Here is a 25,847-nt window from a genome sequence, read left to right on the forward strand (position 1 = left end):
TCGGGTTCGGGCCGTTCCTTGCCGGCTTCCTTGAGCCGGTCCAGGTATTGCTGCCACAACTCGTCGTAGTTCTTGCCCAGGTTGTAGAGCGTATCCCAGGAATAGATACCGGTATCGTGGTTGTCGTCGAAGTAGAGCTGGATAGCATAGTGCCCGACCTGCTCGATACGTTCGATGTTGACGTCCTGCTTGCCGATTTGCAGCTTTTCCTGGCCCGGTCCGTGACCCTGGACTTCGGCCGACGGCGAATAAACCCGCAGGTATTCGGTCGGCAGCTCGAAACGGCTGCCGTCATCAAAGGCGATTTCCAGGACATGGGAGGCCTTGTGCAGATTGATTTCAGTCGGTTTTACATTGTTCATGCTTGAATAACCTCATGGTTCGGTGCGTCTGCCCGTGTGGGGCGCTTACAGAATATAACGGCTCAGATCCTCATCTTGCGCCAGCTCGGCGAGATTTTCATCCACATAGTCCGCGGTGATTTTGATCTGTTCGCCGGCCCGTTCCGACGCATCGAAGGAAATCTGCTCCAGCAGTCGCTCGAGCATGGTGTGCAGGCGGCGGGCACCAATATTTTCGGTACGTTCGTTGATCTGCCAGGCGATCTCGGCCAGTCGGTGAATGCCTTCGTCGGTGAATTCAAGCTGCACATCCTCGGTATACATCAGGGCACGATACTGCTCGGTCAGCGAGGCATCGGGCTCGGTGAGAATGCGGACAAAGTCGTCGGTCGTCAGCGGTTCCAGCTCGACCCGGATCGGCAAGCGACCCTGTAATTCAGGAATCAGATCCGAAGGTTTGGACAGATGAAACGCCCCCGAGGCGATAAACAGGATGTGATCGGTTCGTACTACGCCGTATTTGGTGCTGACGCTGGAGCCTTCCACCAGCGGCAACAGATCCCGCTGCACGCCTTCGCGCGAAACATCGGTGCCGGAGGTTTCGCTGCGCTTGGCGATCTTGTCCATCTCGTCCAGAAAGACGATTCCATGCTGTTCGACGTTTTCCACCGCCTTGATTTTGATCTCTTCCTCGTTGACCAGCTTGCCGGCTTCCTCGTCGGTCAGAGTCTTGAGGGCCTGGCTGATGGTCATCTTGCGGGTTTTGGTGCGCTGACCGGAGAGATTCTGGAACATGCCCTGTAGCTGGTTGGTCATCTCCTCCATGCCGGGCGGCGCCATGATCTCGACGCCCATTGGCGTGTCACTGACCTCGATTTCGATCTCCTTGTCATCCAGCTCGCCCTCGCGCAACTTCTTGCGGAATTTTTGCCGGGTGGCATTTTCCTGCTCGCTGCTTTTTTCGGCGGGTTCTTCGGCATTGAAACCAAAGCTGCTGCCGCGTGCCGGCGGCAACAGAATATCCAGGACGCGCTCTTCGGCAGCATCGGACGCCCGGTGGCGGACCTTGTCCATCGCCTGCTCGCGGGTAATCTTGATGGAGACTTCGACCAGATCACGGATAATCGACTCCACATCCCGGCCGACATAGCCGACTTCGGTGAACTTGGTCGCTTCCACCTTGATGAACGGGGCATTGGCCAGGCGCGCCAGGCGCCGGGCGATTTCGGTCTTGCCGACCCCGGTGGGGCCGATCATCAGAATGTTCTTGGGTGTGATCTCGTTGCGCAGTTCAACATCCACACAGCTACGTCGCCAGCGGTTGCGCAGGGCGATCGCCACCGCCCGCTTGGCGGCGGACTGGCCGATGATGTGCTTGTCCAGTTCCTGGACAATCTCACGGGGCGTCATTTGGGACATGGGAGGCCTTAACAGTCGGGTTCAGTGTTCGAGTTCTTCGATAACCAGGTTATGGTTGGTATAGATGCAGGTGTCGGCGGCAATATTCAAGGCTTTCTCGGTAATGGCGCGGGCATCCAGCTCACTGTTTTCCAGCAGGGCCCGGGCCGCGGCCTGGGCATAGGGCCCACCGGAGCCGATCGCCACCAGATTGTGTTCCGGTTCGATCACGTCGCCATTGCCGGAGATGATCAGCATCGCCTCCTTGTCGGCCACGGTCAGCAGGGCTTCGAGCCGGCGCAGGGTGCGATCGGTGCGCCAGTCCTTGGCCATTTCCACGGCGGCGCGCAGCAGATTTCCGGAATGTTTCTCCAGTTTGCCCTCGAAATATTCAAACAGGGTGAAGGCGTCGGCCGTGCCGCCGGCAAAACCGGCCAGCACCTTGTTATGATAGAGACGACGCACCTTGCGGGCATTCCCCTTCATGACTGTGTCGCCAAAACTCACCTGGCCATCGGCGCCCAGCACTACTTTGTTGTCGCGCCGCACGCAGAGCACTGTCGTGCCGTCAAACTGTTTCACCGCCTGCTCCTGTCGCTGTACGGCCCGGCATTGTACACCAGCGGCGCGGACAAAAAACCCTGCGCCTCAGGCAAGGGTTTCGCTCGCCAGCCGGGCGGCCCGACGCCGGAACCACGTGGTGGCCCCGGCGGCGGTGACGATACACCAGACAGCGAACAGCGCGCCGGGCAGCGCGGTTTGCGGCTGATCGGCAAAATGGGCCAGGGCCAGCACCACCCCCAAACCGGCATTTTGCATACCGATTTCGATGGCCAGGGTCAGACGCCGACGGCGATCGAAACCGTACAGCCGGGCCAGCAGCCAGCCGCCGGCATAGCCCAGGGCGTTGAGCAGGACCACCAGCCCCAGTACCGACAGACCGTAATCCTGCATGGCCAGGGCGTTGTGGTTGACCGCGTTGGCCATGGCGTAGGCGCAGATGATGATAATCGCGACGGCCGCGATGCCCGGCGCCACGTCCCGCGCCGTAGTCAGATAGCGGCCCAGATACGGTTGCAGCCACAAACCCAGGCCCACCGGCACCACCACGGTAACCACAATCGTGCGCATCATCGCCGCCAGCGGTACCGGAATGAACTCGCCGCCGAGCCATTCCACCAGCACCGGGGTCAGCAGCGGTGAGAGCAGGGTAGAGACCGTGGTCATCGCAATCGACAGGGCCACCGCCCCACCGGCCAGATAGACCATGACGTTGCTGGCCATCGCCCCCGGCGCGCAGCCGACAATAATAAAGCCCAGCGCCAGGGCCGGCGGCAGATCGACCAGCATCACAATCGTGAACGCCAGCAGCGGCATCAGGGTGTATTGCGTCATCACCCCCTGGGCAATCTGCAACGGCTGTTGCAGAGTCGCGATCAGCTCCCGGCGATCCAGGGTCACGCCCACCGCAAACATGGTCGCCGCAAACAACCAGATAAACACCGGCTTGAAGATCAAAAACAGCGGGGGATGCCACCACGCCAGTACGGCCGCCAGTAACGTTAGTGGCGCGAGCGCGTTGGCGATGAAGCGAAAAACAAGCATAAAGCTATTGTGACAATATCGGGTGAGTGCCGCGACAAGATAATTAGCCAGTTCGAACGAAGACGAGTACCGACAAACAGAGATTTTGTACCGAACCAGGTTTACTGCCGCTCTGTCTCAAGCAGGAATGACAGTTCACGCCCCGTCTCCGAGATCGCAAAAAGTCGATAACCTGTTTCCCGAAGTCGCCGGATTACACGCGCCGTTTTTTTCGGGCCAATACCGGGGATACGGTGATGAAACTCAACCAGCAACTGTTCCGGTTTGATTGAACTATCGAGCATGTTATCCAGAACGTCATACTCGGCCCCTTCGATATCGATTTTCATCAGGTCTATATGATCATGTCCGAGCTTTGACATGATAGTACCGATCGTCAATGCAGGGACGTCAACGCCGGACTCGGCGACACCCTCTTCAGCGATCAGCGTATACATCACTTTTGATTTCTTTTTACCCCTCACACGCGGGTACAATGTGATCATCCCGTCACTGTCCGTTACTGCCCAGGGATGAAAATCAAGGTTTTCGGGAATGTCCGGCTGAGCTGACAGCCAATCGACCGTCGACGGCGTGGGGTCAAAAGCGTGAACCGCCAGGTCAAACTGATCGATTAATATCAAATCGAAATCAATATTTTCCCCTACTCCGAATGAATAGACCACGGATTCGCTATTCAGCGAATCCGGATAAAACAGCCAGTCACCTTTGTTCAGCTTGTTAACACGGATTTCCGGTCTGAGCCAGAGCTCTTCACCGGCCAGTCGCTTGACTAACAGTTTAGTAAACTTGTATCCGTTAGATTGCTCGATGCGCTTTAAAATCGGTTTTGACATGATTCTCTCTGGACGACGACGGCGCCGCCATAAACAACCTGAACACCCCTCAACGCTATCCCTCTTTATTATATTTATTGCTGGCTCAGCTATTAGCCCCGCCCGGCTGTTTGACCAGCTCCTCGTCCTCATTGGCAAGCCGGGCGATAAGCTGATCGAGACCATTGCGGCGAATCTCATCGTTGAAGCTGTTGCGATAGGTGGTGATCACACTCACGCCTTCGACGGAAACGTCATATACCTTCCAGCCCTTGCGGGTCAGGTGCATGTTGTAGTTAACCGGAACAGGCTGACCGCTGGGCGGGTAGACGTGGGAGCGGACGGTGACATCCTCGCTGCCGGCTTCGGCGCGCACCGGTTGAAACCGGATCAGGTTTTCATCGACCGTGTTGTCGTTCAGATAATCGGCCAATGCGGTGGCGTAGAAGCGCAACAGCATGCCGCGGAAGTGCTTGATGAAGCTGATCTTCTGTTCCTTGCTGGCGCGTCGCCAGTGCTTGCCCAGTACCCAGCGCGAGGCCGTTATCAGATCGATGTGTGGCAACAGCAGCTCCTCGACCAGTTCCTCCACCACTTTCGGGTTTTGCCTGATTTCCTCGCGGCGCTGATTGGTTGCCTGGATCATCTCCTGCGCAACCTGTTCCAGCAGTTGCCGGGCCTGGTCGGGATCATTATCGGCCGCCACGGCGGGACGCCCCGAAGCAAGCAACAGCATGACCAGCAGGATGCCGATCAGGGCAGGCAGACGAAACAGGGTGGCAGGCAAGGTTGACTGGTTCATGATGGTGCGGCTCCCGTTTAAAATGGGTATCGGTTACGGTATGCTCGGCAAGGTTATCGGCCTTCCAGGGCCGAGTCTCCAGCTCAGGCTTATTATATAGCTTTGGATGCCCGAATGGGGCACCGGTTCACTTTTTCACAGGAGAGGCAGGTGGCGCAAATCGAGACCGGACGCGGCCGTTATCCCGGGGTACGTATGCGCCGGATGCGGCGGGACAAATTTTCCCGCCGGCTGATGCGCGAATCGCAGCTGAGCGTGGACGACCTGATTTATCCCATGTTCGTGCTCGAAGGCGAGGGCCTGCGCGAAGCGGTACCCTCCATGCCCGGTATCGAGCGGGTCAGTATTGACCAGCTGCTGCGTGAAGGCGAGCAGCTGCTTGAGCTGGGCATCCCGGCCATGGCCCTGTTTCCGGTCACCCCGCCTGAGGTCAAATCCGAAGACGCCCGCGAGGCCTACAATCCCGAGGGCCTGGCCCAGCGCGCGGTGCGGGCACTCAAGGAACAGCTGCCGGAACTGGGCGTGATCACCGATGTCGCCCTGGATCCCTTCACCACCCACGGCCAGGACGGGCTCATCGACAGCACCGGTTATGTACTCAATGATGAAACCGTCGAGGTGCTGGTCAGGCAGGCACTCTCCCATGCCGAGGCCGGGGCCGACGTGGTCGCCCCGTCGGACATGATGGACGGGCGCATCGGCCGGATTCGCAGCGCGCTGGAACAGGCCGGCCAGATTCACACCCGGATTCTGGCCTATTCGGCCAAGTATGCCTCCAGTTTTTACGGGCCGTTTCGCGACGCGGTCGGTTCGGCGGCCAACCTCGGGGGCGGTAACAAATACAGTTACCAGATGGATCCGGCCAACAGCGACGAGGCACTGTGGGAGGTGGGCCTGGATCTGGACGAGGGGGCCGACATGGTGATGATCAAACCGGGGATGCCCTATCTGGATATCGTCCATCGTGTAAAACAGGAATTCGGCGCCCCGACCTACGTCTATCAGGTCAGCGGCGAATACGCCATGCTCATGGCCGCGGCGCAAAACGGCTGGCTGGATGAAAAAGCGGTGATCATGGAATCGCTGCTGGGCTTCAAGCGCGCCGGGGCCGACGGCATTCTCACCTACTTCGCCAAACGGGCCGCCGGCTGGTTGAAAGAAGACTGATTCTTTGTCCGGCACACACTGTGCCGGCTGTCACAAAACTGTCATATTTCTCTTCAGGCCGGTATACTGCGTGGGCAGCAGACGCCCGACGTCAGCCGCCGGTGAGCAAACCCTAACGCCAAGGTATTTGTCATGCCCCGAAGCTACATATCCGGTCTGTTCGGCTCCTCGCCTATCTCTCCCCTGCAGCAACACATGGCCAAGGTCCAGGCGACCGTGACCGAGTTGATCCCCTTCTTCAAGGCCGCCCTGGCCGAGGATTGGGACAAAGCCGAATCCGTCCGCCAGCTGATCGCCACCCGCGAGAATGAGGCCGATGCCCTCAAGCGTGAGCTGCGGCTCAAGCTGCCCCACGGTCTGTTCATGCCGGTCTCGCGTCGCGATCTGCTTGAAGTGCTGACCATGCAGGATCGCATTGCCAACAAGGCCAAGGATATTTCCGGCTTGATGCTCGGTCGTCAGATGCAGTTCCCCGACATCATGCATGCCCCGTTACTGGATTTTGTCGACCGTTGCGCCGATGCCACGGCCCAGGCCCAGACCGCCATTAACGAGCTGGATGAACTGGTCGCCACTGGTTTTGGCGGCAATGAAATCGATCTGGTCGAATCCATGATCGATAAGCTCGATGTTATCGAGAGCGATACCGATGATATTCAGGTCGCGGTTCGCGCGATTTTGTTCAAAATGGAAAAGGACCTTCCCCCTGTCGACGTGATGTTCATGTACCGGATTCTTGACTGGATCGGGGATCTGGCCGATCTGGCCCAGCGCGTCGGCAGCCGGCTCGAATTGATGCTGGCCCGCTAAAAAACAACAACCAGGGGAAGATGATGGAATTTGGTTTGACCTTCATTATTCTTGCGTGTGTCTTCGGCCTGTTCATGGCCTGGGGTGTGGGGGCCAATGATGTCGCCAATGCCATGGCCACCTCGGTCGGCTCAAAAGCCCTGACCATCAAGCAGGCGATCATTATCGCCGCCATATTCGAATTTCTCGGTGCCTTTCTGGCCGGGGGGCAGGTTACCGCCACCATTCGCAAGGGCATGATCGACGCCGAAATGATGGCCGGCTCACCGGAGTTACTGGTATACGGAATGCTGGCCGCTCTGCTGGCCGCCGGGATCTGGCTGCTCATCGCCAGCCGGGCCGGCTGGCCGGTTTCCACCACCCACTCGATCGTCGGCGCCATTGTTGGCTTTGCCGCGGTCGGGCTGGGCATCGAAGCCGTTCACTGGGCCAAGGTCGGCACCATCGTGATGAGCTGGGTCATTTCGCCCGTGACCTCGGGGGCCATCGCTTTTGCCCTGTTCATGAGCGTGCAAAAACTGATCTTCAATACCGATGACCCGCTGGCCAGCGCGCGTCGTTATGTGCCGCTCTATATTTTTCTGGTCGGTTTTATCGTGGCCCTGGTCACCATGTTCAAGGGGCTCAAACACATCGGCCTGGAACTGAGCATCCTGGAAAATTACCTGGTCGCTATCAGCGTCGGTGTCATCGTCATGCTGATCGGTATCTACTTCATTCGCCAGCTCAAGTTTGATCCCAATGCCGACCGGGAATATCACTTCACCAATGTGGAGAAGGTTTTCGGTGTTTTGATGATGGTCACCGCCTGCGCCATGGCCTTTGCTCACGGCTCCAACGACGTGGCCAATGCCGTCGGGCCGCTGGCGGCCGTCGTCAGCATTGTGCAAAACGATGGCGAGGTAACCCAGCGTTCGTTGATGGCGCCGTGGATCCTGCTGCTCGGTGGGATCGGGATCGTAGCCGGGCTGATGATGTATGGCCACAAGGTGATCGCCACTGTCGGCCAGGGGATTACCGAACTGACCCCGAGCCGGGGTTTTGCCGCGACGCTCGCCGCGGCCACTACTGTGGTGGTCGCCTCCGGGACCGGCCTGCCCATCTCCACCACCCATACGCTGGTCGGTGCTGTACTCGGCGTCGGCATGGCGCGCGGGATCGCCGCGGTCAACATGGGCGTGGTACGTACCATTTTCATGTCCTGGATCGTCACCCTGCCCGCCGGCGCGATTCTGGCGATTCTGTTCTTCTTCATGTTCAAGGGTATTTTCGGCGGCTGAGCTCAACGACTACTCACAGGATTGGGTAGTATATGAAAGGTCTGGAGGGTGCTATGTCAGGGAGAGGTGCGCTCCACGTACCGATCCCTGTCGAGATGATATCCGGCTATACTGCTCTCGCTGAGCATGGACCATATCAGATTTCTTTCTTTGCGCCGTGGCGTCTCTGCGAGAGACAAGCTTTTTCCTGCTACTTCACACCGGACCAGACAGGTGAAGCGGATTCATCTGAAACCGACAAAACCTGGATCCGTCGCATTTCTCCTTGATCCAGGTGTCTCGTTAAAATGGACGGGCATCTGGAACACTTGCTTTTAGTCGGAATCCATTTGTCATCCCGTTGTCATACGGTTATGGTTTTATGACAACATGGAGAAAAACGACCTGACTGATCCCGATCTCTATTTCAACCGCGAACTGAGTCTGCTCCAGTTTCAGTGGCGCGTGCTGGCCCAGGCCAGCGACGAGAGCGTACCGCTTCTCGAGCGACTGCGATTTTTGTGCATCTCGAGCACCAACCTGGACGAATTTTTCGAAATCCGTGTGGCCGGACTGATGCATCGCGCCGCGCTGGAATCCACCAGCGGCAGTGCCGACAGCCTGACGCCGGAGCAGCTGCTGGCCCGGATCAGCGACGAGGCCCACCGCCTGGTGGACGAGCAATACCGGGTACTGAACGAAGTCCTGATCCCCGAGCTGGCCAAACAACGGATCCATTTTCTCAAACGTTCGCGCTGGAACCAGAAACAGGCGGCCTGGATCAAACGCTATTTCAGCAATGAACTGCTGCCGGTTCTCAGCCCGCTGGGGCTGGATCCGGCCCACCCTTTCCCGCGGGTGCTCAATCGCAGTCTCAATTTCATCGTCGCGCTGGAAGGCAAGGATGCGTTCGGACGCGATAGTCGTATCGCCATCGTCCAGGCCCCGCGCAGTCTGCCGCGCCTGATCCGCCTGCCCTCGTCGCTCGCCAACGGTGAAACCTTTGTCTTTTTGAGTTCCATCATCCATACCCATGTCAGCGAACTGTTCCCAGGCATGAACGTCACCGGTTGTTATCAGTTCCGGGTGACCCGCGACAGCGATCTGTTCGTCGATGAGGAAGAAATCGACGATCTGATGCGCGCCATCAAGGGCGAGCTCTCCTCGCGCCGCCTGAGCGACGCGGTCCGCCTGGAAGTCGCCGACAACTGCAGTGACGAGATGGCCGAATACCTGCTGCAAAAGTTCAAGCTGGATCAGGAAGATCTTTTTCAGGTTAACGGCCCGGTCAATCTCAATCGCCTGCTGGAAATCCACGATCTGGTGGATCGTCCCGAACTCAAGTATCCGCCCTTTACTCCTGGTATTCCCAAGCGGTTAAAGAACAATGATGATCTATTCGAAGTAATTCGCCACGGGGATGTGTTGCTGCATCACCCCTTCGAATCCTTTGCGCCCATTATCAGCCTGCTGAAACAGGCCGCCGGCGATCCGAAAGTGCTGGCTATCAAGCAAACCCTGTATCGCACCGGTGCTGATTCACCGCTGGTGGATGCCCTGGTCGAGGCCGCCAGAGGCGGCAAGGAAGTGACCGTGGTGGTGGAACTGCGTGCCCGCTTCGACGAGGCAGCCAATATCGAGCTGGCGACCCGCCTGCAAGATGCCGGGGCCCATGTCGTCTACGGCGTGGTCGGCCACAAGACGCATGCCAAGCTGCTGTTGATCGTGCGCCGTGAAGGGCGGCGTATCCGCCGCTACGCGCATCTGGGCACCGGCAACTATCACGCCGGTACCGCCCGGGTGTATACCGATTACGGTCTGCTGACCTGTGACAATGCGATCGGCGAGGACGTGCATCGGCTGTTCACCCAGTTGACCGGACTGGGCAAGGCGACCAAGTTGCGCAAGCTGTTGCAGTCGCCGTTCACCCTGCACAAGCGCCTGCTGACCATGATCGATCACGAGGCGGAGAACGCGCGCAACGGCCAGCCGGCGCGCATCATCGTCAAGGTCAACTCGCTGGTGGAATCGAAAATCATCGCCAAACTGTACGAAGCGTCTCAGGCCGGCGTCAAAATCGATCTGATCGTGCGCGGCATCTGCTGTCTGCGTCCCGGCGTTGCCGGTATTTCCGATAATATCCAGGTGCGTTCGATCGTCGGCCGTTTTCTGGAACATACGCGGATCTATTATTTTGAGAACGGCGGCGATCCCCAGGTGTATTGCTCCAGTGCCGACTGGATGGATCGTAACTTCTTCCGGCGTGTGGAAACCTGCTTTCCGATCGAGGATCCGGCCATGAAAAAGCGGGTCATTAACGACGGACTGCTGGCTTATCTGACAGACAATACCCTTGCCTGGCAACTGCAAAGCGATGGAACTTATCGCAAGGTCAAACAGGGGAACCAGAAACCCCGCAACGTGCAGCGCCAACTACTGGAAAAGCTGGCGGCCGACCCGGGCACCGAAAAAAGTAACTAGTCACTGGCGGCCAGCGACTCGAGCCCTCTAAATTACAGCGATTCGATCTTCAACTCATAATCGAGTAACAGCAGGTGACCGATTTCCCGCTCCAGGTCCGCCCGGGTCAGATCATGCTGTTCCAGCCAGTCAGAGGGGAAAATCAACTTCAGCTGCCGGGGCTTCGCCTTGAGATGCAAGTCCGGCAGAGCGTCATGCAACCGACTGCGTTGCAGCTTGACTGCCAGGCGCAACAGAATGGTTAGTTTCATCGCGATGTCCCTGACCGATTTGGACAAATCGCTGAACGCCTGTGGATCCGGCTTGCGCCGATGACTGTATACCAGCTTCGCCAGCAACTGTTGCTCCTGGACACTGAATCCCGGCAGATCCGAATGCTCCAGCAGATAGGCACCGTGCTTGTGATAACCGGCATGCGCGATGGCCAGACCGATCTCGTGCAGGCGCGCCGCCCAGCCCAGTAGCTGCCCATAGCGTGACTGCTCGAGCTGCCAGGGTTCACTGACCTGGTCCAGCAAGGCAAGCGCCGTCTTTTCCACCTGCCAGGCATGTTCAAGATCGATCTGATAACGTTTTTGTAACAGCTCGACACTCTGCTCCCGCACGTCTTCATGCTGATGACGGCCGAGCATGTCGTACAGCAAACCTTCGCGCAACGCCCCGTCGGAAACCAGCATCTGCTTGATATCCAGTGACTGGAACAGCGCCCACATGATCACAAACCCGCCGACGAACACCGGTCGACGCTCCTCGCTCAATCCCTTGAGGGAAAGCCGATCAATGTGACCGGCCTCGAGCAACGCCTTGCGCAGTTGTTTCATGGACTTGGCCGTGATGCCTTCCGTACACCAGCCCTGCGCCTGCACCACTTTCGCCAGCGCCTTGGCCGTGCCCGAGGCCCCGACCGTCTGTTCCCAGCCGAGTTGATGACAGCGATGAGCAAACCCTTCCAGCTCCAGTTGCGCCGCCATTTCGGCCGCCCGGAGACGAACCTGGGTTATTTCACCATCAGGAAAAAATTCCCGGCTCATGCTCACACAACCCATATACAGGCTTTCCAGCAACAGCGGTTCGAAACGCTCGCCAATGATTACCTCGGTACTACCACCACCGATATCGATCACCATGCGCCGATTGCCCTCTTCGGCCAGGCTGTGGGCCACCCCCAGATAGATCAGTCGGGCCTCTTCAATCCCTGAAATGATTTCCACCGACTGTCCCAGCGCTGCTTCCGCCTGTTGTAAAAAATCCGTGGCATTACGCGCCGCGCGTAGCGTATTGGTCCCGACGACGCGCACTTCCCGATCCTTGAGACTTTGCAATCGCTGGCCAAACCGCTCCAGGCAGGCCAGCGCCCGTTGCTGCGCCGCCTCGTCCAGATTGCCCGCCTCGTCCAGGCCGGCACCGAGACGTACCATTTCGCGCAACCGGTCCTGCACCTGCAGGGCACGGTCGCTGGCACGGGCCACAATCATGTGAAAACTGTTGGAACCCAGATCCACCGCCGCAAGCTGACGGTGGAACTGCTCTTTTCGGGAACGGGAAAAAATCATACTATGCGGTTTTATCTACTCGGCGCCGGATGCGATACAATACTAGCACGCTGTCCTGACACATGTTACATCAGGATCCGTACGCTACCCGGTGTACAACGCACACACCCGACTGACTCACCAGCTGATGACACCTGACTTATGAGCGACCTGTTTGATTTTCGCCGCCGCCTCGACAATTATGCCGTGATGGGCAACCCCGTTGCCCACAGCAAATCACCGCGCATACATACGCTGTTTGCCGAACAGACCGGCGAGCCGGTCCACTATGAAGCGATCCAGGTCGATCCCGGCGGCTTTGTCCAGGCCGTCGGCAACTTCGACGCCAGTAGCGGCAAGGGGCTCAATATCACCGTGCCGTTCAAACAGGAAGCCTGGGCGCTGGTCAACGAACGCAGCGACCGCGCCGAACGGGCCGGCGCGGTCAATACCATCAAGTTCATCGACAAGACGCTGTTTGGCGATAACACCGACGGTATCGGCCTGGTGAATGATTTACTCAATAACCGGATCGAGATAAAGAATAAACAGGTGCTGCTCATGGGCGCCGGCGGTGCCGCTCGGGGTGTCCTCGCCCCGCTGCTCGAACAGCAACCGGCACAACTGATCATCGCCAACCGCACGGCCGAAAAAGCCCGCGAACTGGCCGACAGCTTCCGCGATCTGGGTAATATTGAAGGCAGTGGCTATGAGGCTCTCGAGAACAAACAGTTCGATCTGGTGATCAACGCCACCGCGGCCAGTTTACAGGGCGAACTGCCACCACTGCCCGACAACCTGCTCGCAGACGGCGCGACCTGCTACGACATGATGTACGGCGCCGAACCCACGCCATTCATGCACTGGGCCACACAACATGGCGCCACTACCGTGTTGGATGGCCTGGGCATGCTGGTGGAACAGGCCGCCGAGTCCTTTTACATCTGGCGCAGCGTTCGCCCCGACACCAAACCTGTGATCGAGCAACTGCGCCGGGAAATGACCGCTTGATGGTATAGCAGAAAAATCGCGGAGGACGCGGAGGCGCAGAGCCGCGGAGAACAATATAAGTGATAAGTGAATGGCACCCCGGCCAACATAGCGAACAGGAGATTGATTAATGGTTTTACTGTCCTAATCTCTACGATCATCTGGTTGTTTGTTCTGGAATGGTTACAAAATCAACGACGTTCTTCCTGCGCCTATAAAATTACTGGTGAACCTGATCGGAATAACAAACATTATAGCGAATTGGTATATGTTTAAATTTCGCGACAAGATCAAACAATAATTATTTTCTTTCTCTGCGGCTCTGCGCCTCCGCGCCCTCTGCGTTATTTTCCCAGTAAGTCAGCTAGTTCCCCGATGCCGTTGACGATAAATGAACAGGCTATAGATCACTATGTTCAAAACGATCAGCCCGATACCGATCATGATCTGCATCTCATGGGTCAGTCCGGGCGGATAGATTATCGGGATGAGGTAATGGTTGATGAAGCCACCCTCATACGTTTCTATATCGGCCAGTTGGCGAAAGGTTTTTTCCAGCGGCGTAAGTGGACAGTAACCGCCGCTGAACTGGATGTAGATTCCCCAGAATAACGCCGGCAGGTGTAGCCAGATAAGTTTTGGCCAGCGCAGCAACAATAACGCGCCGACGGTGACGAAGGCCACGAACAGAAAATGGAGAAGAACGGTCAGTTCAGCCAGTATCAGATAGATGGTGGAGGACATAATCCTGTCCCTCATGCCAGGCGCGTTTGCTCAACGGATTACTGGTACATTGGGCCGCGTGGGCGTAATCGATATAGCGATACATGAGATCTTCATCTCGCCCGGCGGGAATACCCAGGCGTGTGGTCTGGATCACCGTTTCAGGCTGATAGCCGACATCGTCGATATAAAAATACTGCGCATCGAACTGTTGCTGATCCCATTGATCAACCTTGAGTCCCAGCGCCGCACATAACAGGGTCTGGCCACTACACAGTTTCTCCTCGGACCGTAATTCGCCGGAGCCTTTGACGGGATTGAGGCGCTGCATGACCGACCGGTTACTGCGGGGCGAGAGGCGATCGAAATACGCCACTGCAGATTTGATCAATACCGCATTACCTTCCCCACGGGCACTGATGTTCAGTGAATCGCCGCCCCGGGCGTAGTACATATAAATGGTACCGGGGTCCATGAACATGGCGCGGCGCTTGTCGGTGTAGCCCTGCGAAGAATGGCTGCCCCGTTCCTCGAGATAATAGGCCTCGGTTTCGATAATACGGCAGGCCAGCCAGTGTTGGCCATAACGATGCCGCAGCACCTTGCCCAGCAGCGCGCGGGCCAGGTCGCAGGGCGGTTGATCAAAAAAAGACGGCGCCAGTCGTGCCATCGCCGGTCAGGATTGCTGGTGGCGGTTTTTCAGTCGAACGTAATGTTGGGCGGAATAGGCAATGGACTCGCGTTCCTCGTCCGTCAGCTCGCGCACCTTGCGCGCCGGACTGCCCAGCCACAGACCACCCTCCAGTTCCTTGCCGGGCGTGACCAGCGAGCCGGCGCCAATGATAGTATGTTCGTGCACTGTCACACCATCCATCACCGTCGCGCCCATGCCGATCAGACAATTATCCGCAATGCTGCAGCCGTGCAGGATGGCACGATGCCCGACCGTGACGTTATCGCCCACGTTCAGCGCGTAACCGCCAGGATTGTACGGCCCGTCGTGCGTCACATGCAGCACCGAGTTATCCTGGATATTGGTGTTAGCCCCAATGCGAATCGCATTCACATCGCCCCGGATCACCGTGAACGGCCAGACCGAGCTGTCGGCCCCGATGACCACATCCCCGATCACCAGCGCCGACTCATCCACATAGGCATCGGGATGCAGGTCCGGCATGATCTCTTCAAAATCCCTGATTGCCATGTTCCGCTACCCCTTTCAATCAGTTTTCACCACGAAGACACGAAGTCTCGAAGATTTACATATTCATTTACTTCGTGTCTTCGCGCCTTCGTGGTAAATGTTTTCCATCACTGCTTTCTATCTCAAAGTCACCAGTTCTTCCGCACTGGTCGGGTGCAACGCGACGCAGTTGTCGAAGTCTTTTTTGGTGGCGCCCATTTTGATCGCCACGCCGAAGCCTTGCAGCATCTCATCGGCACCCATGCCGATGATGTGACAGCCGACGACTTTTTCCTCGGCGCCGACGCAGACCAGTTTCATGGCGGTACGCTGCGGATGGGGACTGAATGCATGGTACATGGCGGTGAAGCCGGTCTGGTAAACCTTGACCGCGTCGCCATGCTGCTCGCGGGCCTCGTCTTCGCTCAGGCCGATGGTGCCAATGGGCGGGTGACTGAACATGACCGTGGGAATGTTTTCATAATCGAGCTTGCGTTCGGGCATGTTATTGAACAGCCGATCCGACAGGCGTCGTGATGCGGCAATTGCCACCGGCGTCAGTTGTGCCTTGCCGATCACATCACCGACGGCATACACGCCTTCGACATTGGTCTGCTGATAGGCGTCGGTCGGAATGGTGCCGTCATCGTTATATTCAACGCCGGCCGCAGCCAGATTGAGATCAGCCGTATTGGGCGCGCGGCCGATGGCCCAGATCAGACAATCGTAGCCTTCCAGGGTAACGCCACTCTGGCAGTGAATATTCAATGTCCCGTCGGTCTGCTTCTCGATCCGCTCGACATTGACCCGGGACATGATGTTGACGCCGGCGTTCATCATCTCTTCCATCAGGGTCTCGCGCAGCATGGCGTCGAAGTCGGAAAGAAAATGATCCCGGCGCAACAACATGCTCACCTCGCTGCCCAGGCTGTTCAGTACACCGGCCAGCTCCACGGCGATATAACCGGCGCCCACCACGGCAACCCGTTTGGGCTGTTCCTTGAGGGCAAAGAAGCCGTCGGAGGTAATACCGTGCTCGGCGCCCGGCACATCCGGCACCACCGGATAGCCGCCGGGGGAGATGACGATATGGTCGGCCGTGTACTGCTCGCCATCCACGTCCACAGTATGGGCATCGCTAAATCGGGCCGTGCCCTGCAGGTGCTCGATATTGGAATCTTTCAGGTAATTGCCATACCAGTCGGTGATGCCGTTGATATAACCTTCCCGCGCTTCCACCAGTTTGCCCCAGTCGAATTTATTCAGACTGACGTCGAAGCCATAGCCGGTGGCGTCGTGCAATGTTTCGGCGACGCCGGCGGCGAACCACATCACTTTCTTGGGCACACAGCCGACGTTGACACACGTGCCACCCAGCTTGTTGTTTTCGATGACGGCGGTTTTTTTACCATACTCGGCGGCGCGCTCGGCGGCGGACAATCCACCACTGCCGGCGCCGATGGAAATCAGATCGAAATGTTGACTCATAAAGACTCTCTACTGCGGTTTGGATGAATTTCCCTGAAAGCTGACAGGGTCTTGGCGGTAGAGACAATATTATATAGAGATCGTACAATCCTGCATCCATTTATAAAGCGAAACGGGAAACCGAGAATGAGCGAATCTATCACCCTGTCCGATGATCTGATCCACGGCATCTACAACGTCATCGTGCAACACGATCCCAACGTGGAAAAGAACATGATGCTGGCCCTGCAGTACCTCTCGGCGGTCTCCGGCTATCTGGCCGCCGGCTATCCCGGCGGCGACAACGAACGCGACGAAGTGCTCGACCAGCTGACCGCCTTCGCCAAACATGTGGCCGCCCAGGAAGCGCAGGACTCCGCCGCGCAGCAACAGCCCGCCGCCGCGCCCACAGGCCACAGCGAGCAGACTGACGATCCCGCCGTCGGCATCTGGAAACCGGAATAAACCCGCAACAAAAAAGGGCGCAACGCGCCCCTTTATTTTATTTTTCTGCCAACAGCCTGAACCATCCCTGGCACAGAGGGCGGAGACTGGCTCAATAGGCAGTGACGCTGTTTCCGCCTCACGGTTCCAGCGGCGGTTGTTCCAGCCGCTCCACCTGCTCGCGCAGGATGTTGAGCTGCTCTTCCCAGTAGCGGGGGGTATTGAACCAGGGAAAGTGCATGGGAAAGGCGGGATCGTGCCAGCGTCGCGCCAGCCAGCCGCTGTAGTGAATCAACCGCAGGCCGCGCAGCGCCTCGATCAGGCGTAACTCCAGCGCATTGAAATCGTAAAACTGGCTGTAGCCTTCCAGCAGCTGGGCCAGCTGACGGGTCATATCCACCCGATCGCCGCTGAGCAGCATCCACAGATCCTGCACCGCGGGGCCGATCATGCAGTCGTCCAGATCCACAAAATGGGGGCCCTGTTCGGTCCACAGGATATTGCCGGGATGGCAGTCACCGTGCAGGCGCAGCGGCTCGATCCATTCGCCGACCTCGGCCCAGATCGCCGTGATCGCCTCCAGCAGGGTCTCGGCCGCCTGGCGATAGTTGTGGGCCAGCTCGGCAGGGACGAAGTCGTGTTCCATTAAATAAGCATAGGGCCCGGTGCCGAGCAGCTCGATACTCAGCCGGGGCCGATGGCGAAACAGCCGCTGGCTGCCGCAGGCATGGATGCGGCCCAGCATACGCCCCATCCAGCGCAGATGGTCCGGATCATCGAGCTCCGGCGGACGCCCGCCGCGGCGGGGATAGAGGGCCAGGCGGTAACCGCCATGGTGCACCAGGGTCTGATCGTCGGGCAGTTGCAGCGGGGCAATCACGGGGATTTCCAGATCGGCCAGCTCGTGGGCGAAGGCGTGTTCTTCCAGAATTGCCTCGTCCGACCAGCGCCCCGGGCGGTAGATCTTGGCAATCAGAAACGTCCCGTCCTCCAGACCGACCTGATAGACCCGGTTTTCGTAACTGTTCAATGCCAGCAGGGCGCCGCTGGCTTGAAAACCGCAGGCGTCGACAGCATCCAGTATCAAGGTCGGAGTCAGATTGGCATAGGGCAAGCTGTTTTCGGCCAAAACTGTCTCCCGTGCCGCAGGCGATGGCGGTTCATGCTAAATTAGTCCGCGCAATGTGCGCCCGAATTCACTTACACAGTATCAGGTACCGTATTGATGTCCAATCCTTTGCTCGAAATGACCGGCTTGCCGCCGTTCAGTTGTATTAACCCCGAACATGTTGAGCCGGCGCTCGATACGTTGTTGCAACATAACCGTGAACAACTGCAACAGCTGCTGGCCGATAGCGATCATTACAGCTGGGAGAACCTGATCCAGCCCCTGGAAGAGATGGACGATCAACTCGATCGGGCCTGGTCGCCGGTCAGTCACATGAACTCGGTGGTCAACAGTGATGCCCTGCGCGAAGCGTACAATGCCTGTCTGCCCAAACTCAGTGACTACGCCACCGAACTGGGCCAGAACGAACAGCTTTATGCCGCTTACAAGGCCATCGCCGACTCGCCCGAGTATGCGCAACTGGATGCGGCGCAGAAAAAGATTATCGACAACGCGCTGCGCGATTTTCATCTCTCTGGCGTGGATCTGCCCGCGGAGAAAAAACAGCGTTACAAGGAAATTCAGCAACGACTTTCCAGCCTGACCACCAAATTCGAGGAGAACCTGCTGGATGCCACCCATGCCTGGCACAAGCAGATCCTTGATGAGTCCCGGCTGGCCGGCCTGCCCGAATCCGCCCGCGCCATGGCCCGCCAGGCGGCAGAGGAGAAAGAGCTGGAAGGCTGGGTCTTCACGCTCGATTTTCCCTCTTACTATGCTGTGATGACCCATGCCGACGACCGGGATCTGCGCGCTGAACTGCACGAAGCCTATGTCACCCGTGCTTCGGATCAGGGACCCTACGCGGGCCAGTGGGATAACTCCGAAGTCATGGAGGAGATCCTCGCGCTGCGTCATGAGCTGGCGCAGCTGCTCGGTTACGCCAACTATGCCGAGCGTTCGCTGGCCACCAAAATGGCTGAATCCCCGGAACAGGTGTTGTCCTTTTTGCACGATCTGGCCCGGCGGGCCAAACCGGTGGCCGAGCAGGATCTGGCCGAATTGAGCGACTTTGCCCGCCAGCAGCATGGCCTGGATCAGCTGGAGCCATGGGATATCGCCTATTACTCGGAGAAGCTGCGCCAGCACAAATACGCCATCTCGCAGGAAGATCTCAAACCCTATTTTCCGGAGAACCGCGTCATCCCCGGCATGTTCGAGGTGGTCAAACGGCTTTACGGCATCGAGATTAATGCGGTCGACGGGGTCGATACCTGGCATCCGGATGTCCGTTTTTACGAAATTCGCGATGCCCAGGGTGAACTGCGGGGCCAGTTCTATCTGGATCTGTACTCGCGAGCCAAGAAACGGGGCGGCGCCTGGATGGACGACTGCCGCGGCCGACAGCGCCACAGCCGTGGCGAGCTGCAGACCCCGGTCGCTTATCTGACCTGTAACCTGACTCCCCCGGTCGGCGACCAGCCGGCCCTGTTCACGCACGACGAGGTGATCACCCTGTTCCACGAGTTCGGCCACGGCCTGCACCATATGCTGACCCGGGTCGATCACATCGGGGTTTCGGGCATCAACGGCGTCGCGTGGGATGCGGTCGAACTGCCCAGCCAGTTCATGGAAAACTGGTGCTGGGAACGCGAGGCCCTGGATGTGATCACCGGCCATTATCAAACCGGTGAACCATTACCGGCGGATCTCTACCAGAAGATGTATGCTGCGAAAAATTTCCAGGCCGGCATGTTCATGGTTCGTCAGCTGGAGTTCTCGTTGTTCGATTTTCGCCTGCACCTGGAGTATGACCCGCATCAGGGCGGGCGGATCCAGCAGATGCTGGATGAGGTGCGCGAGGAAGTGACAGTGGTCAAACCGGCGCCGTATAATCGATTCCAGCACGGTTTTGCGCACATTTTCGCCGGCGGTTATGCGGCAGGCTATTACAGTTACATGTGGGCGGAAGTCTTGTCGGCCGATGCCTTCTCGCTGTTTGAAGAGACGGGGATTTTTGATCGTGCCACCGGCCAGCGGTTTTTGACCTCGGTCCTGGAACAGGGTGGCACCCGCGAACCGATGGAGCTGTTCGTCGACTTCCGTGGCCGGGAGCCCCGGATCGACGCGTTGTTGCGCCATACCGGCATCGCTGCCTGAGAGAGGCTGCCGACGGCTGTTTCACGAACAGACCGGAACAATGAAAACGGCACGTTACCAAACAGACTGTATGACCTCTCAACACCCCGCCAGGGATGTTGGGAGGTCCAAATAATTCAAATATCTGGATGTCTACAGAATGAAAACAATCTTCCGGTTTACCTGCCTTGTCCTGTTACTTGCTGGACCCCCGTTAAGCCAGGCAGCCACCGAGTATGTCACTGATCGCATAGAAATCGGCGTTCATCAGCAACCCGACATGAACAGCCCGATCACCACCAAACTGTCCAGTGGTGACAGTGTCGAGGTCCTGCAGGTGCGTGATGACTTCAAACAGGTACAACTAAAAGACGGCAATCGGGGCTGGGTCCCGGCCACCTATCTGGTCGATCGTCAGCCGGCCACCGTGGAGTACGATCTGCTGGCCAAAAAACATGAAGAGCTGAGCAGCGAAATCAAGCAAAAAACCGAGCGGCTGAGTAAAGTCGAACGGGATCTGCAAATCCGGCGCGATGAACTCTCCAACGCCCGGACTACCATCCGCGAATTGAAAAAACAGATTGATGCCGGCGGCGACAGCGAAGCGCTTAACGAGGAAAATCTGCAGCAACTGGCCGAAAAAGAACGTCAGATCGAACGACTCCAGGCCGAGATCGAAACCCTCCGGGAACAATCGGAACAGGCCACCCCCGATCCCCCTGGCGTGGAACAGTACCGTGCCCAGCTGGAACAACAGAAAGAACGTAACGAAGCGCTACAGGCACGTATCGATCTGGCCCAGGAATTTCTCGGCCGCGAGCAACTGCCCAGCGCCGAGGAGCTGGAAAAATGGCGTCCCGACCTGCCCGGCTGGTACTGGGGGACACTGTTGACGGTGCTGATCATCGGTATCGTTGCCGGTATTGGCTGGATGGATTTCCGACTGCGTCGACGCCATGGCGGCTTCCGCATTTGATAGACAGCAACACGGCCGATCACGAACATGCTCAAACTGGCCAGCTGGAATGTGAACTCCCTGCGCGTCAGGTTACCGCAGGTACTTGACTGGCTCGCCGCTCACCAGCCGGACCTGGTGGGCCTGCAGGAAACCAAGCTGCAGAATGCGCAGTTCCCCATCGAAGAACTGGCCGCCGCCGGCTACAACGTGATTGCCAACGGTCAGAAAACCTATAATGGCGTAGCCCTGCTGGCCCGCCAGCCCCTGACTCCCGAGGCGATCGCTCTCGACATTGACGACTTCGATGATCCGCAGCGGCGCGTGGTTGCCGCTACCTGCGATAATGTCCGGTTTATTAATCTGTATGTGCCTAACGGATCCGAAGTGGGCTCGGACAAGTATCGCTACAAACTCGACTGGCTCGATGCCCTGCTGGCCTGGCTGGCGACGCAACGCCGGCAATACGCCAATGTGGTCGTGGTCGGCGATTTCAACATCGCCCCCGAAGATCGCGACGTGCATGATCCCGAACTCTGGCGGGGCTCGGTGCTGGTCAGCGAACCGGAACGGGAAAAATTTCACCAGCTGCTGGCGCTGGGCTTCAAAGACAGCTTTCGGCTCTTCGACCAGCCCGAGGGCAGCTACAGCTGGTGGGACTATCGCGCTGCAGCCTTTCGTCGCAACCTTGGCCTGCGCATCGATCACATCCTGATCAGCGACAACCTGGCCGACAGCGTCACGGGAGCCACTATCGACACCGCTCCACGCAAACTCGAACGCCCCTCCGATCACGCCCCGGTTGTGACAACGGTTCAACTTTAAACTTTTTTAATTTTGATAATTAAACTCTCGCGGAGCCGCAAAGCTCGCAAAGCATGAAACAAATCATTCCTCACTCTGCGCCACTGCGTCTTTGCGAGAGGAATATTCACAACACTATCTGGATGACATGTCATCCGGCTGTCGTTATGATGCAGCGAAGGTCAGCAGGCAACGTCTATGAAATACCGCGATTTACGTGATTTTATCGCCCGCCTGGAAGAGCGGGGCGAGCTGAAACGGATTCAGACCGAGGTCGACCCTTGCCTGGAGATGACCGAAATCTGCGATCGCACTCTGCGCGCCGGCGGGCCGGCGCTGTTATTTGAAAACCCCAAAGGCTCACAGATTCCCGTACTCGCCAACCTGTTCGGCACACCGCAGCGGGTGGCGCTGGGCATGGGCGAAGAGTCGGTCGAGGCCCTGCGCGAGGTCGGCAAGTTGCTCGCCTTTTTAAAAGAACCCGATCCGCCCAAAGGCATGAAGGACGCCTGGAGCAAGCTGCCGATTTTCAAGCAGGTGCTGAACATGGCGCCCAAACAGGTCAAGGGCGCCGCCTGCCAGAAACAGGTTATCGAAGGGGATGACGTCGATCTCTCCCGCCTGCCTATTCAGACTTGCTGGCCCGGCGATGCCGGTCCGCTGATCACCTGGGCACTGGTCATTACCAAAGGACCCAACAAAGAGCGGCAGAATCTCGGCATCTATCGCCAGCAGGTGATCGGCCGCAACAAGGTGATCATGCGCTGGCTCGCGCATCGCGGCGGCGCGCTCGATTTTCGCGACTGGCAACAAACGCATCCCGGCGAGCCCTTCCCGGTGGCCGTCGCCCTGGGCGCCGATCCGGCGACCATCCTCGGCGCTGTGACGCCGGTGCCCGATACGCTCTCCGAATACGGCTTTGCCGGGCTGTTACGCGGTGACAAGACCGAGGTGACAGAATGTCTTGGTTCCGACCTGCAGGTGCCTGCCTCGGCCGAATTTGTCCTCGAAGGCGTCATTCATCCCGGGGAGATGGCGGACGAAGGGCCTTTTGGCGATCACACCGGTTATTACAACGAAGTGGAATCCTTCCCGGTCTTTACCGTCGAGCGCATTACCCATCGTCCCGATCCGATCTATCACAGTACCTACACCGGCCGCCCGCCCGATGAACCGGCGGTGCTGGGTGTGGCGTTAAATGAAGTCTTTGTGCCGCTGTTGCAAAAACAGTTTCCCGAGATTGTCGATTTTTATCTGCCGCCGGAAGGCTGCTCCTATCGCATGGCCGTGGTCAGCATGAAAAAACAGTATCCCGGCCATGCCAAACGTGTGATGCTGGGTGTCTGGTCGTTCCTGCGTCAGTTCATGTATACCAAGTTTGTGATTGTCACCGACGAGGATGTCAACGTACGCGACTGGCAGGATGTGATCTGGGCCATGACCACGCGCATGGATCCGATTCGCGATACTACTCTGATCGACAATACACCCATTGATTATCTCGATTTTGCCTCGCCGGTCTCCGGCCTGGGCAGCAAGATCGGCTTCGATGCCACGAACAAATGGCCGGGCGAAACGCAGCGTGAATGGGGCCGTCCCATCAGCATGGATGACAGCGTCAAGCAACGCATTGATGCCATCTGGGATGAACTGGGGATTTTCGATAACGGCGAAAAAGCATAACCACGAAGACTCGAAGTCACGAATATTTATTTTACCTGCCCGATATCAGTTCACTGGTTACGTTTCGCTATTTCACATATGCTTGCCGGGTTACTTTTCGCTTCCCACAAAAGACCTGTTTTGACTACACTTGATAGAACGATAACGATAGTACACGCCTTACCTCGTTACTCGTCCCTCGTACCTCGTCCCTTAGATAGAGAAGGAGGTCGTACCCGATGCGCAATATCATGGTGCTCAATGCCAAAGGCGGTTGTGGCAAAAGTACGATCGCGACCAACCTGGCCAGTTACTATGCTTATGAGCTGGAAAAACAGGTCACCCTGGCCGACTTCGATCCACAAGGCTCCAGCCTGGCCTGGCTGAAGGCCCGACCGAACAACTATCCGATCATTCATGGCCTCGATGCGTGCCGCAATCCGGTTCGCACGCCCAAACAGACGGAAGTTGTCATCATGGACGCCCCGGCCCGGGTACAGGGACCGGAACTGACCCAACTGGTTCGCCGGGTCGAAACCATTATTGTTCCGGTATTACCATCCCCCATTGATATTCGTGCCGCGGCTGATTTCATGCGGGAACTTCTGACCACCGGCAAGGTCTCTCGTAATGAGACCCGTGTCGCCGTCGTGGCCAACCGGGTACGGGAAAATACATTGATATACCAGTCCCTGCAGGCGTTTTTGAAAAGTTTGAAGATCCCGTTTGTCACCACGCTGCGCGACACCCAGAATTACATTCGCGCGGAGGAGCGGGGTGTGGGCATTTTCGAAATGGCGCCCTCGCAGGTATGGTGGGATCTGGAACAGTGGGAACCCTTAATTCGATGGCTGAGGAGCAAGCGCAGCCAGGGAGTCTAGATGATGTCAGCCTTACGTGGATTTATTCTGTTGCTCGTTTCGCTCCAGCTGGTAGCCTGTAGCACGACGGTCAATGTCGATTATGATCAAAGCATTGATTTTGCGACCATTCGCAACTTCAAACTTGAAACTAAACCGATCAAAATCAGTGACGATCCGCGTATCGACAGCAGCCTGATGCAACAACGGGTGGTCACCGCCATTCGCGAAGTCCTCACCCGAAAAGGTTTACAAACCTCGCCGACACCGGATGTGCATGTCAGTTACCGGATTGATGTTAAACAGGAGATCGAAAGCGATCCATCCGGTGTGTCGGTGGGCGTCGGCACCTTCAGTCGTAACGTGGGTATCGGCTTCGGCTACGGTTTTCCCGCCGCGGATGTGGAATCCTACGATCGCATCATTCTCACCATCGATTTTCACAATCCCGCCGACAAGTTGTTGTGGCGCGGGTCCGACAGCCGCCGACTGACTTCCGGCAGTACGCCCGAAACTCTGACCCGGCTGGTTAACGATTTGGTCGAGGCGATCCTCGAACGCTATCCACCCAACTAAACCATACTCTCGCGAAGACGCAGAGCCTGCTGAGAATGCACAATATCAGATTTCTTTGCGTCCTGGCGTCTCTGCGAGAGCTTGCGCCTTTTCCGTTATAAAGGCCGATACAGAGAGAATGTCAGGCAGCGCTATGCGAACCTGACCTGCATCTGTGAACAGCGCCTTCTGCATTCCAGATTGGATTCACCGGGCCAGTTCGACAGGCGCCACGGGCCCCGGGCTTGCACGCTGCAGCTGGCGCATTTGCGGGACCAGTTGACTCAGGGTTTTTTGCCGATTACCGGGCGCCGGGTGCGTGCTTAAAAATTGCGGCGGGCCGTTACCACTGACTTTTTCCATCTTCTGCCAGAGCGTGACTGCCGCCTGGGGATCGTAACCGGCGCGGGCCGCCAGCTCGATTCCCATGCGATCGGCTTCCGATTCCGCTGTCCGGCTGTTAGGCAATTGCACCGCCAGTTGTGCGGCGATGGCCCCGGCGGTCAGGCTCGAATCCGAGGCATCGGTGGCAATACCGATCGCGCTGACTCCCAGCTGGGTCGCCATGGCCACGGACATCTGTTCGGCCGTGTGATTGGCCAGGGCATGGGCGATTTCATGACCCATGATCTGGGCCAGTTCAGCGTCAGTCAGTTTTAACTGCTCCATCAGTCCGGTATAAACCGCCATCCGCCCGCCTGCCATGGCCCAGGCATTGACGGTCTCGGGATCGTCGATGACCGCCAC

Annotated in this window: 25 protein-coding genes; 12 read left to right on the forward strand and 13 right to left on the reverse strand. The window is 57.8% G+C overall.

Features of this window, described 5'->3' with window-relative positions; translation table 11 throughout:
* From RI563_RS00480 to RI563_RS00505, 6 genes are all read right to left on the reverse strand, one after another.
* Window positions 1-362: DUF971 domain-containing protein (locus RI563_RS00480; protein WP_310692351.1), on the reverse strand; the 362-nt coding region annotated here is incomplete at its 3' end.
* A gap of 45 nt (window positions 363-407) precedes the next feature.
* Window positions 408-1,760: an ATP-dependent protease ATPase subunit HslU gene (hslU, locus tag RI563_RS00485; protein ID WP_310692352.1), complete on the reverse strand. Its 1,353-nt coding sequence runs from the start codon at window positions 1,758-1,760 to the stop codon at window positions 408-410.
* A 21-nt stretch (window positions 1,761-1,781) separates the two neighbouring features.
* Window positions 1,782-2,321, reverse strand: coding sequence for an ATP-dependent protease subunit HslV (gene hslV / locus RI563_RS00490; protein ID WP_310692353.1), 540 nt, complete (start codon window positions 2,319-2,321; stop codon window positions 1,782-1,784).
* A gap of 66 nt (window positions 2,322-2,387) precedes the next feature.
* Window positions 2,388-3,344, reverse strand: coding sequence for a bile acid:sodium symporter family protein (locus RI563_RS00495; protein ID WP_310692354.1), 957 nt, complete (start codon window positions 3,342-3,344; stop codon window positions 2,388-2,390).
* A gap of 101 nt (window positions 3,345-3,445) precedes the next feature.
* Window positions 3,446-4,180 carry an FkbM family methyltransferase gene (locus RI563_RS00500; RefSeq protein WP_310692355.1) on the reverse strand — a complete coding sequence of 245 codons (735 nt, stop codon included), beginning with the start codon at window positions 4,178-4,180 and terminating at the stop codon, window positions 3,446-3,448.
* Window positions 4,181-4,265: 85 nt separating this feature from the next.
* Window positions 4,266-4,961 (reverse strand): ABC transporter substrate-binding protein, encoded by a 696-nt coding sequence (locus RI563_RS00505; RefSeq protein WP_310692356.1) that lies wholly within the window; start codon window positions 4,959-4,961, stop codon window positions 4,266-4,268.
* 195 nt (window positions 4,962-5,156) lie between these two features.
* Between RI563_RS00505 and hemB the strand changes: the two genes are divergently transcribed.
* From hemB to ppk1, 4 genes are all read left to right on the forward strand, one after another.
* Window positions 5,157-6,128, forward strand: coding sequence for a porphobilinogen synthase (gene hemB, locus RI563_RS00510; protein WP_310692392.1), 972 nt, complete (start codon window positions 5,157-5,159; stop codon window positions 6,126-6,128).
* Between the two features lie 132 nt (window positions 6,129-6,260).
* Complete coding sequence (locus tag RI563_RS00515) at window positions 6,261-6,938, forward strand: TIGR00153 family protein (RefSeq protein ID WP_310692357.1); 678 nt, start codon at window positions 6,261-6,263, stop codon at window positions 6,936-6,938.
* A 20-nt stretch (window positions 6,939-6,958) separates the two neighbouring features.
* Window positions 6,959-8,218, forward strand: a complete 1,260-nt coding sequence (locus tag RI563_RS00520) for an anion permease (RefSeq protein ID WP_317622835.1) — start codon at window positions 6,959-6,961, stop codon at window positions 8,216-8,218.
* A 369-nt stretch (window positions 8,219-8,587) separates the two neighbouring features.
* On the forward strand, window positions 8,588-10,678 hold the full coding sequence (ppk1, locus tag RI563_RS00525) for a polyphosphate kinase 1 (RefSeq protein ID WP_310692359.1): 2,091 nt from the start codon (window positions 8,588-8,590) through the stop codon (window positions 10,676-10,678).
* Between the two features lie 32 nt (window positions 10,679-10,710).
* Here the strand turns inward: ppk1 and ppx are convergent, their stop codons facing one another.
* Window positions 10,711-12,231: an exopolyphosphatase gene (gene ppx, locus RI563_RS00530; protein WP_310692360.1), complete on the reverse strand. Its 1,521-nt coding sequence runs from the start codon at window positions 12,229-12,231 to the stop codon at window positions 10,711-10,713.
* A 141-nt stretch (window positions 12,232-12,372) separates the two neighbouring features.
* Here ppx and aroE point away from each other — a divergent pair, with 141 nt between their 5' ends.
* Window positions 12,373-13,221: a shikimate dehydrogenase gene (aroE, locus tag RI563_RS00535; protein ID WP_310692361.1), complete on the forward strand. Its 849-nt coding sequence runs from the start codon at window positions 12,373-12,375 to the stop codon at window positions 13,219-13,221.
* Window positions 13,222-13,560: 339 nt separating this feature from the next.
* Here aroE and RI563_RS00540 read toward each other — a convergent pair whose 3' ends face one another.
* From RI563_RS00540 to gorA, 4 genes are all read right to left on the reverse strand, one after another.
* The gene (locus RI563_RS00540; protein ID WP_310692362.1) at window positions 13,561-13,944 is read right to left on the reverse strand and encodes a DUF2784 domain-containing protein; all 384 of its coding nucleotides are present in this window, start codon (window positions 13,942-13,944) and stop codon (window positions 13,561-13,563) included.
* Complete coding sequence (locus RI563_RS00545; RefSeq protein ID WP_310692363.1) at window positions 13,913-14,593, reverse strand: DNA-3-methyladenine glycosylase; 681 nt, start codon at window positions 14,591-14,593, stop codon at window positions 13,913-13,915. The genes RI563_RS00540 and RI563_RS00545 overlap by 32 nt, the downstream gene beginning before the upstream one ends.
* 6 nt (window positions 14,594-14,599) lie before the next feature.
* A complete protein-coding gene (locus tag RI563_RS00550) occupies window positions 14,600-15,127 on the reverse strand; it encodes a gamma carbonic anhydrase family protein (protein WP_310692364.1) in 528 nt (175 codons plus the stop codon).
* A gap of 117 nt (window positions 15,128-15,244) precedes the next feature.
* On the reverse strand, window positions 15,245-16,594 hold the full coding sequence (gene gorA, locus RI563_RS00555; RefSeq protein WP_310692365.1) for a glutathione-disulfide reductase: 1,350 nt from the start codon (window positions 16,592-16,594) through the stop codon (window positions 15,245-15,247).
* 126 nt (window positions 16,595-16,720) lie between these two features.
* Between gorA and RI563_RS00560 the strand changes: the two genes are divergently transcribed.
* A complete protein-coding gene (locus RI563_RS00560; RefSeq protein WP_310692366.1) occupies window positions 16,721-17,038 on the forward strand; it encodes a hypothetical protein in 318 nt (105 codons plus the stop codon).
* Window positions 17,039-17,156: 118 nt separating this feature from the next.
* Here the strand turns inward: RI563_RS00560 and RI563_RS00565 are convergent, their stop codons facing one another.
* Window positions 17,157-18,146: a serine/threonine protein kinase gene (locus RI563_RS00565; RefSeq protein ID WP_310692367.1), complete on the reverse strand. Its 990-nt coding sequence runs from the start codon at window positions 18,144-18,146 to the stop codon at window positions 17,157-17,159.
* Window positions 18,147-18,242: 96 nt separating this feature from the next.
* Here RI563_RS00565 and prlC point away from each other — a divergent pair, with 96 nt between their 5' ends.
* From prlC to RI563_RS00595, 6 genes are all read left to right on the forward strand, one after another.
* Window positions 18,243-20,285 carry an oligopeptidase A gene (gene prlC / locus RI563_RS00570; protein ID WP_310692368.1) on the forward strand — a complete coding sequence of 681 codons (2,043 nt, stop codon included), beginning with the start codon at window positions 18,243-18,245 and terminating at the stop codon, window positions 20,283-20,285.
* 139 nt (window positions 20,286-20,424) lie between these two features.
* The gene (locus tag RI563_RS00575; RefSeq protein WP_310692369.1) at window positions 20,425-21,240 is read left to right on the forward strand and encodes a TIGR04211 family SH3 domain-containing protein; all 816 of its coding nucleotides are present in this window, start codon (window positions 20,425-20,427) and stop codon (window positions 21,238-21,240) included.
* A 27-nt stretch (window positions 21,241-21,267) separates the two neighbouring features.
* Window positions 21,268-22,044: an exodeoxyribonuclease III gene (xth, locus tag RI563_RS00580; RefSeq protein ID WP_310692370.1), complete on the forward strand. Its 777-nt coding sequence runs from the start codon at window positions 21,268-21,270 to the stop codon at window positions 22,042-22,044.
* Window positions 22,045-22,221: 177 nt separating this feature from the next.
* The gene (gene ubiD, locus RI563_RS00585) at window positions 22,222-23,706 is read left to right on the forward strand and encodes a 4-hydroxy-3-polyprenylbenzoate decarboxylase (RefSeq protein ID WP_310692371.1); all 1,485 of its coding nucleotides are present in this window, start codon (window positions 22,222-22,224) and stop codon (window positions 23,704-23,706) included.
* Between the two features lie 218 nt (window positions 23,707-23,924).
* The gene (locus RI563_RS00590; protein ID WP_310692372.1) at window positions 23,925-24,566 is read left to right on the forward strand and encodes a ParA family protein; all 642 of its coding nucleotides are present in this window, start codon (window positions 23,925-23,927) and stop codon (window positions 24,564-24,566) included.
* A gap of 3 nt (window positions 24,567-24,569) precedes the next feature.
* Window positions 24,570-25,121 (forward strand): DUF4136 domain-containing protein, encoded by a 552-nt coding sequence (locus tag RI563_RS00595; RefSeq protein WP_310692373.1) that lies wholly within the window; start codon window positions 24,570-24,572, stop codon window positions 25,119-25,121.
* Window positions 25,122-25,307: 186 nt separating this feature from the next.
* On the opposite strand, the gene RI563_RS00600 is transcribed toward RI563_RS00595, so the two are convergent.
* The coding region (locus tag RI563_RS00600; protein WP_310692374.1) for a M48 family metallopeptidase at window positions 25,308-25,847 on the reverse strand (540 nt) is incomplete at its 5' end.

Origin of the sequence: Thiohalophilus sp. (genome assembly GCF_031581315.1) — a bacterium.
In the GTDB taxonomy this organism is placed as follows: Bacteria; Pseudomonadota; Gammaproteobacteria; order UBA6429; family Thiohalophilaceae; genus Thiohalophilus.